Annotated in this window: 8 protein-coding genes and 1 pseudogene; 4 read left to right on the forward strand and 5 right to left on the reverse strand. The window is 67.1% G+C overall.

Features of this window, described 5'->3' with window-relative positions:
* Positions 1 to 347: 347 nt before the first annotated feature.
* From trbG to A3E77_RS09025, 5 genes and pseudogenes are all read right to left on the reverse strand, one after another.
* Positions 348 to 1,163, reverse strand: a complete 816-nt coding sequence (trbG, locus tag A3E77_RS09005; RefSeq protein WP_327523827.1) for a P-type conjugative transfer protein TrbG — start codon at positions 1,161 to 1,163, stop codon at positions 348 to 350.
* 35 nt (positions 1,164 to 1,198) lie between these two features.
* Positions 1,199 to 1,882, reverse strand: coding sequence for a conjugal transfer protein TrbF (trbF, locus tag A3E77_RS09010; protein ID WP_037557588.1), 684 nt, complete (start codon positions 1,880 to 1,882; stop codon positions 1,199 to 1,201).
* A 4-nt stretch (positions 1,883 to 1,886) separates the two neighbouring features.
* The gene (gene trbL, locus A3E77_RS09015) at positions 1,887 to 3,167 is read right to left on the reverse strand and encodes a P-type conjugative transfer protein TrbL (RefSeq protein ID WP_293645114.1); all 1,281 of its coding nucleotides are present in this window, start codon (positions 3,165 to 3,167) and stop codon (positions 1,887 to 1,889) included.
* Between the two features lie 4 nt (positions 3,168 to 3,171).
* On the reverse strand, positions 3,172 to 3,414 hold the full coding sequence (gene trbK-alt, locus A3E77_RS09020; protein ID WP_293645116.1) for a putative entry exclusion protein TrbK-alt: 243 nt from the start codon (positions 3,412 to 3,414) through the stop codon (positions 3,172 to 3,174).
* Between the two features lies 1 nt (position 3,415).
* Positions 3,416 to 3,685: pseudogene (locus tag A3E77_RS09025) on the reverse strand (P-type conjugative transfer protein TrbJ); the annotation flags it as partial.
* On the opposite strand from A3E77_RS09025, the gene A3E77_RS09030 reads away from it, so the two are divergent.
* From A3E77_RS09030 to A3E77_RS09045, 4 genes are all read left to right on the forward strand, one after another.
* Positions 3,651 to 5,126 (forward strand): helicase-related protein, encoded by a 1,476-nt coding sequence (locus A3E77_RS09030; RefSeq protein ID WP_293645208.1) that lies wholly within the window; start codon positions 3,651 to 3,653, stop codon positions 5,124 to 5,126. The pseudogene A3E77_RS09025 and the gene A3E77_RS09030 sit on opposite strands and share 35 nt — an antisense overlap.
* A gap of 47 nt (positions 5,127 to 5,173) precedes the next feature.
* Positions 5,174 to 6,235, forward strand: coding sequence for a WYL domain-containing protein (locus A3E77_RS09035; RefSeq protein WP_293645118.1), 1,062 nt, complete (start codon positions 5,174 to 5,176; stop codon positions 6,233 to 6,235).
* Entirely contained in the window at positions 6,235 to 6,855 is a 621-nt protein-coding gene (locus A3E77_RS09040) for an AAA family ATPase (protein WP_293645120.1), read from the forward strand. Before A3E77_RS09035 ends, A3E77_RS09040 begins: the two co-directional genes overlap by 1 nt.
* Before the next feature lie 30 nt (positions 6,856 to 6,885).
* On the forward strand, positions 6,886 to 7,298 hold a 413-nt coding region (locus tag A3E77_RS09045; RefSeq protein WP_293645122.1), incomplete at its 3' end, for a hypothetical protein.

Here is a 7,298-nt window from a genome sequence, read left to right on the forward strand (position 1 = left end):
CGCCGAGACGATCGGTCGCCCGAGATCGCCGGGTAGCGGCGGTCCGAGCTTCGGCACCTTGCCATAGTCGGCGGGCGCACCGGTGACGACTTCGGCGCGATTCGCTCCATCGGCCGTGTAGAGATTCTCGGCGGTCTTCGGGGCTACGGGTTGCAGCGCCCAGAGCAGAGCGCCGCCGATCGCGGTGCCGCCGGCAGCGCCGATCATCGCGAGCGCCTTGCGCGAAAGCCGCATGACCCGCGGCGTGTCGCCGCGTAGCCGAAAAGGATCGACCTCCGGGCCGGGCGCCGTGCGCTCGCCCGCTTCCGGCACGTCGGCGGGCGCCACCGCCTCGCTTGCCGGCCCGGTCACGACCGCCCCCGGCGGCGCGGCATTTCACGCTTGATCCGAACGACGCGGGCCTGCTTTCCGGCGCCCAAGCGGAGTTCGCCGCGCTCGAAAAGGCGGTCGACGATCATGTAGCGGCCCTGCACCCGGTAGTTGACAAGCTCTGCCTCGCCGCTGCCGCCGATGACGAAGAGTGGCGGCATATCGCCGGTGGCGATATCCTCACCGAATTCGATGATTAGCTGGCGCGAGTCGTCGAAGGCGCGCACCGGCCGCCACGCGGCCTTGTCGCCTGCGATGCGGTAGCGGAAGTTGAGCGCGGCGAGATCGATCGCCCCGGCAACGGGCGCCACCCTCGCCGCCTCGGCCTCGGCAAGCTGCAAGGCGATCAGCTCATCGGCGGGATAGGTCCAGGATACCGATGCCATATAGGCCGCGGCGGTCGCGCGCAGCTCGACATGATAGGTGCGCCGGTCGGTGTTGATGATGAGATTCGTGGCGATATCGGATCGGGTGGGTTTCGCCAGAATATGCACGCGCCGCCGGGCCCCGGTCCCGCTGACCGTATCGCCGATGATCCAGCGCACCGTGTCGCCCGCGGCGACCGGCCCCGGGCCGACGAGCTGTTCGCCTTCCTGAAGGACGATATCGGTGACCTGCCCTGGCGCAGCATAGACCTGAAAGAGCGCGCCTTCGGACCAGGCATATTGCTGGATGGCGTTCCGATAGCCTTGCCGGTCGGGCTGCACGCGCGCCTCGGCGTTGGCGCGGCCGACGCGCTGGCGGGGATCGGCGGCCTCGCTCGCCGCGGCGGGCGCCGCAAGGAGGGACAGCATGGCTCCGAGTGCGATCGGAAGCAGAGGATATCGCGTCATTGGCTGAGTTCCTTCGACCAGTTGATAGCATTGACAAACAGCCCGATCGGGTTGCGGCGAAGCGCGTCGGGCGTGCGTGGCGGCCGGATCGCGACGGTCACGATCGCCGACCAGCGCGAACGCTCGACTAGGCTGCCGTCCTGATATCGGCGCTCGCTCCAGGCGATGCGGAAGCTGTCTTTCGAAGCCCGAATGACGCTCGACACATCGACCGCGACCTGGGCCTTGCCGACCTCGGCAAAGGGATCGTTGGTGCGGGCATAGTCATTGAGCGCCTGCGCTCCGGTCGCGGTGGTAAAGTCATAAGCGCTGAGCCAGTCGGCCCGCAGCACGACCGGATCGGCGGGAATGCTGCGAACATGTTCGATGAAGCGCGCGAGATGGAACGCGACCTGCGGATCGGTCGGTTGATAATCGCCGTCGGCCGGCGCGACCGCGCGCGCTTCACCCAGCTTGTCGACCTCGACGACCCAGGGCGTGATCGTCCCGCGGGCGGACTGCCAGACCAGGCCGCCGGCAAGACCACCGGAGATGATCAGCGCGCCGAAGAAGGCGAGCCGCCAGTTCTTGGCCTGGACCCGCGCAGAACCGATCCGATCGTCCCACACTTGCGCGGCGCGCTGGTAGGGCGTGACCGGCTCGGGCGCGCGGCCATAATGATTGGTGGGTCTTTTGAACATGGGATCAGTCCTTTTCGCTGATGTTCGGCGCCGATCCGGCCCCGTGGCTGTCGCCGCTCTTGAGCGTCTGCGCGCCGATCGTCGCGCCATGCGTCATGGTCTGGCGCCGCCGCATTGCGGCCGCCCAGGCCGGCGGCGCGCTCGCGGCTTGCGCTGGCGCCGCGCTATCGGTGGGACCGTCGCGGCCCGCCGCGAAATTCGCGCGAACCCGTTCGGCCATGCTGCGAACAGGTGAAGCTGCGCCGCTGGCTGCGGTACGCGCCACATTCGCAAGTCCTCCGCCGATGGCCTTCGCCCTGCTCTTCCCGGCCGCGCCCGCCGCATAAGCGGCCGACGCACTCCCCGCACCGCGCGCGCTCGCTGCTGCTGTGCCGCGCGCCGCCGCTGCAGCCGCGCCGGTGGCCAGGGTCGCGCCAGCCGCCCCGGCGGCAAGCGTTGCGCCTGCGGCGACTGCGGTGCCGGCGGCGGCCCCTGCTCCGAGTTGCGGACCGCCGGCGACGATCCCGTTGGCGATCGATGGGCCGAAGATGCCGAGGCCGAGCAGCGTCAAAGCGCCGAGCGCGATCGCCATGACCTGTTCGATGTCAGGCTCCGGACCGAGGCCGGCCTGCATGAAGCGGTCGAACAGGGTCACCCCGATGCCGGTGATCACCGCGAGGACGAGCACCTTGATGCCCGACGATATGATGTGGCCAAGCACGCGTTCGGCCATGAAGGCGGTGCGGCCGAAGAAGGCGAACGGCAGCAACACGAAGCCCGCGAGCGTCACCAGCTTGAATTCCAAGATGGTCACGAAGACCTGCACCGCGAGAATGAAGAAGGCGAGGACGACGATCACCCAGGCGATCAGTAGGATCATGATCTGCACGAAGTTGGTGAAGAGACCGACCGGGCCGACCAGGTCCGCCGATGCATCGAGCAGGGGCTGCGCCGCATCGATGCCGGTCGCGGCGACGACGCCGGGACGCATGAAGTCGCCGATCGCCATGGCGCCGCCGCTCGCCTTGAGGCCGAGGCCGGCGAAGCTTTCGAGCATGATGACGGCCAGCGCCTGGAAGTTGCCGATGATGAAGGCGAAGACGCCGATGTAGAGGGTCTTCTTGACGAGGCGCTGGATGATGTCCTCGTCGGTGCCCCACGCCCAGAACAGCGCGGCGATCGTCACGTCGATGACGATGAGGGTCGAGGAGAGAAAGCCGACTTCGCCCCCGAGCAGGCCGAAGCCGCTGTCGATATAAGTCGAGAAGACCGCCAGAAACTGGTCGATAACGCCGGTGTCTTCCATCGGGCTAGTCCTTCTGTCCAAAGAAATGGCGGCGCTTGGCGTCCCAAGCCGCTTCACAGTCCGCATCGGCGACCGTGACCGTGCGGCAGCGGTCGGCGACGTCGGCGGCTGCCGGGTGTGCGCTCGCCCCGGAGATCGGGGGGACGGGCGCACGAGGCGTAGGCGGCGATGACGCATGCAGAATTGCCAGCGTCATGAGCAGGCCGCCCAGCACCGCGACCGCCGCTATCTTCGCCGCCCGGCCCATCTCAATTGCCTTTGCGGAAGCGGCGGAAGCGCTCGCGGCCTTCAGCCTCGGCGGCGGCGCTGCGCGCAGCGTCGAGCATCTGCGCGCGGCCCTGCGCGGCGAGCGCCGCGGTAAGGTCGGAGAGCTGCTGCGACTGGACGGCGAGGATCTGGTTGCCCGCCTGCGCCGCCTGCAAGGCGCCGGTCGCCGACTGGCTCGCCGAGACGAGGGTTCCGATCGACTGGCGCGTGCCGTCGATGTTGGTGACGACGCCGGCTCGCAGTGCGCTAGCCGAGATCGCGCGTCACGCGCACGAGATCCTGCGCGGCAAGAACAACCTGTTCTTTGCCGGCTCGCGCGCCAATGTCGAAGCACTCGCCGACCGCCTCAGGACCTTGTCCGAAGACGGCGGCGTGCCAAACGAGTTTTTCCCGCACCATGGAAGCCTTGCCAAGGAATTGCGCGAAGAGGTTGAGGCGCGCCTCAAGGAGGATCGCCTCCCCACCACTGCCGTTGCCACGACGACGCTTGAACTCGGCATCGATATCGGGTCGGTCCACAGCGTTGCCCAGCTCGGGGCACCGCGCTCGCTCGCTTCGCTGCGTCAACGGCTTGGCCGGTCCGGGCGGCGGGAAGGCAGCGCCGCCATTTTCCGGGGTTATATCCGCGAGCCCTATCTGGCAGCCGACGCCGATCCGCTCGATCGGCTCCATCTTCCGGTCGCGCAATCGGTCGCGGCGTTGCATTTGCTTGCCGAGCGCTTCGTGGAGCCGCCGTCGGGCGACCCTGCCCTGCTCTCCGTCACCGTCCACCAGCTCCTGTCGCGCATTGCAGAGCGCGGCGCGCAGCGCGCCGATCAACTCTACAGGGCGATCGGCCGCGACGGACCGTTCGCGGCGATCGAACCCGGCGATTTCGCGGATTTGCTGCGCGGGCTTGGCGGCGGCGAAGAGCCGATGCTCGAACAGGCGCCCGACGGGTCGTTGATGCTCGGGCCACTTGGCGAACGGCTCACCGCCTCGCGCGACTTTTACGCCAACTTCAAAACGGACGAAGAGTGGCGCCTCGTCAATCAGGGCCGGGCGCTTGGCACGCTGCCGATCGTCAATGCGCTCGCCGTCGGAAGCATCCTGTCCTTCGCCGGGCGCCGGTGGCGCGCGGTCGCGATCGACGACCCAGCGAAAGTCGTCGAGGTCGTCGCGCATCGCGCGGGGCGGATCCCCAAATTCGATCGCGTGTCGGGGGAACCGATCCACGATCGGCTCGCGGGTGCGATCCGCGACGCCCTCGTCGCATCCGACATGCCAGCCTATCTCGACCCCGTCGCTGCCCAGTTGCTCGCGGAAGGGCGCGACATGTTCGCAGCCCTCGACCTCGCGAGAACGCCGCTGATCGCGGCCGGCAAGGATACGCATCTCATGACCTGGCGTGGCAGCGTCGCCAACGGCCTGTTCGCCGTGCTGCTCGGATCGGTCGGATTCGAATGCGAAACGTTCGACGTCGGGGTGACGCTCCTCGGCACGCCTTCAGACGAGGCGGCCCATGTGCTCGGGGCGCTCGACGGTTGCCCGCCGATCGAGACCCTTGGCCGGTTCGTCTCCAATCTCGCCCATGAAAAATATGACGATTATATCCCGGAGGATCTGCTCCGCCGCTTCTGGGTCAAGCGCCATGCGCATCTCGAAACCGACGTAGCCGACATGATCCGCCGCATCGCGCTGGCGCTGTCATGAGCATCGCCCCATCATTTGCCCTTATGTAACAAAGGACAGAGGTTCATATGCTTCAGATACTCGAACTGGTTCGCGAGAGATTCGGCGCAAGCGTTCCGCACGCGCCGTCGCCGCAAGGCTTTGCGCCCCGCCTGCCGCATGAAGATTCCGATGAAGCACCCGCCGATTTTGCGGCAATGCGCGAACTCGCAGGCGACAGCGTCAATGGCCTGACGATCATCATCGCCTATCGCGACGCGAAGGGAGCCGCGTCGCTGCGACAGGTCAGCTGCATCCGCATCGAAACCGGCCAGGGCAAGCGCTATCTGCGGGCCTTTTGCCATCATCGCCGCGCGCAGCGTGTCTTTTTGATGACGCGCATCGATGCCGTCCACGACGCAGAGACGGGCGAGGAACTGGCCGGCGGCACCGACTATTTTGCGCCGTTCGCCGACGACCGGATTTCGGCGAGCCCGCTCGGCTGGGGCCTGTCGCCGGTGCAGCGTGCCGACCTCGGCGCCGGCCTGACCGCCCTCATTTTCCTGTCGCGATGCGACGGGCATGTCGACGCCGCCGAGAATGACGAGATCGATACCTTCACCGCGTCCTGGTGGATCCGTGCCGAAATCCACGCGCCATTTCCCGAGGCCGACATTTCGGCTCATATCCGGCGCATGGCGCCGGACGTCGAGGCCTTCGAACGGGCAGCAGTTTCCGACATCGAGACAGGACGCTATCATTGGGCCGCAGAGACTTGGTCGCTCGCCGCCATCGACGATCTCGACCCGCTGATCGCCGCGCTCGCGCCCGGCGTTGAGCGCCGCCACCTTGTCGCGCGATTGAAGCTGTCGGGGATGCTGACGCTCGCCGAGCGTGTTGCGCTTCGCGACCGCCTCGAAGGCGAACTCGCACACGAGGTGCGCTGGCTCGACCTCAATCTTGCCGATCTGTTTGCGCGCCCGACCGATGCCGATCTCGCCGAAATCGATGCCAACGGCGTACTCCGTGCCGCGGCCGAGACGCTGAAGGCGGCTGCGGCCGACGGCGGCGCCGAAGGCAGGGTGGCCGCCGCTGCCCTCGAGCGGCTCTATGTCGAGCAGAAGCGCGCCGAGCGCCAGGACGCACGCTGATGCGGATTCACGAACTCACGATCGAAAATTTTCGCAAATTTCGCCAGCCGCTGCGGCTCGCCGGTTTCGAACCCGGCCTCAACCTGCTCTGCGACCAGAATGAAGCAGGCAAGTCGACGATTCTCGAAGCGTTGCGCGCCGTCCTCTTTGAACGTCATGGCTCACGGAGCGACCGCATCCGCTCCTTTCGCCCGCACGGTGATGAGGTCGCGCCCACCGTCGAGCTCGATTTCGAGATCGACGGCACGAGATGGCGCCTCCGCAAACGCTTCCTCCAGTCCGCTTCGGTCGAGCTTGAGAGCGCAGCGGGACGGGCAACCGGCGACGAGGCCGAGGAGCGCCTCCAAGAGCTTCTGGGATTTTCGCGAGCGGGCAATCGCGGTGCCGACGACGACAGCCGCGGTGCGCTCGGGCTTCTGTGGGTCGAGCAGGGTCAGTCGTTCATCATCGGATCGCCGGGGGTTAGTGCCCGCCGCACCCTCGAGGATGTGCTGGCCGGCGAAGTTGGTCTCGTGACCGGCGGACAGCGGACGCAAGCGATCCTGCAAAATGTCGAGCGGTCGCTCGCCGAGCTTCGCACCGCTACGGGTCGTCCAGCGCGGCGTCTCGCGATCGCATGACGTCCCTGTCCCGCCGCGCCTAAAACGCGTGTGTCGGTCGACGGGCGCGCGGTGCGTACCGTCGCGATCTGGAAAGTCCATGGCTCTCTCGACTGGTTCCAGGATTCAGCGCAGCAAATTTTCGGGGTGCGGAGCGCGCTCAAGATACCCGCTGCGCTCACGCCGCTGATGATCACACCCGGCATCGAGAAATATCGCCTCACGCATGGCGAGCCCTTCACCACGGTCCTCGCCTGCGCCAATGCCGCGGTAGAGAAAGCCCGCGCCTACTTCTGCGTTGGTTACGGGTTCAACGACGAACATCTGCAAGCAAAGCTTCAGGCCCGCTGCGACTGGGATTCGGTTCCGCTGGTCCTGATCACGAAGGAGCTGACGCCGACGGCGCGGACGATCCTCAAAAGCGGTCAATGCCGACGCTATTTGGCGATCGAAGACGGGCCGGC

This window comes from Sphingopyxis sp. RIFCSPHIGHO2_12_FULL_65_19, from assembly GCF_001830555.1.
Taxonomy (GTDB): domain Bacteria; phylum Pseudomonadota; class Alphaproteobacteria; order Sphingomonadales; family Sphingomonadaceae; genus Sphingopyxis.

Excerpts from the sequence above, each read along its gene's own strand:
- trbG (WP_327523827.1), bottom strand. The coding sequence starts at position 1,163 with ATGCTGTCCCTCCTTGCGGCGCCCGCCGCGGCGAGCGAGGCCGCCGAT.
- trbF (WP_037557588.1), bottom strand. The coding sequence starts at position 1,882 with ATGTTCAAAAGACCCACCAATCATTATGGCCGCGCGCCCGAGCCGGTC.
- trbL (WP_293645114.1), bottom strand. The coding sequence starts at position 3,167 with ATGGAAGACACCGGCGTTATCGACCAGTTTCTGGCGGTCTTCTCGACT.
- trbK-alt (WP_293645116.1), bottom strand. The coding sequence starts at position 3,414 with ATGGGCCGGGCGGCGAAGATAGCGGCGGTCGCGGTGCTGGGCGGCCTG.
- A3E77_RS09030 (WP_293645208.1), top strand. The coding sequence starts at position 3,651 with ATGTTGGTGACGACGCCGGCTCGCAGTGCGCTAGCCGAGATCGCGCGT.
- A3E77_RS09035 (WP_293645118.1), top strand. The coding sequence starts at position 5,174 with ATGCTTCAGATACTCGAACTGGTTCGCGAGAGATTCGGCGCAAGCGTT.
- A3E77_RS09040 (WP_293645120.1), top strand. The coding sequence starts at position 6,235 with ATGCGGATTCACGAACTCACGATCGAAAATTTTCGCAAATTTCGCCAG.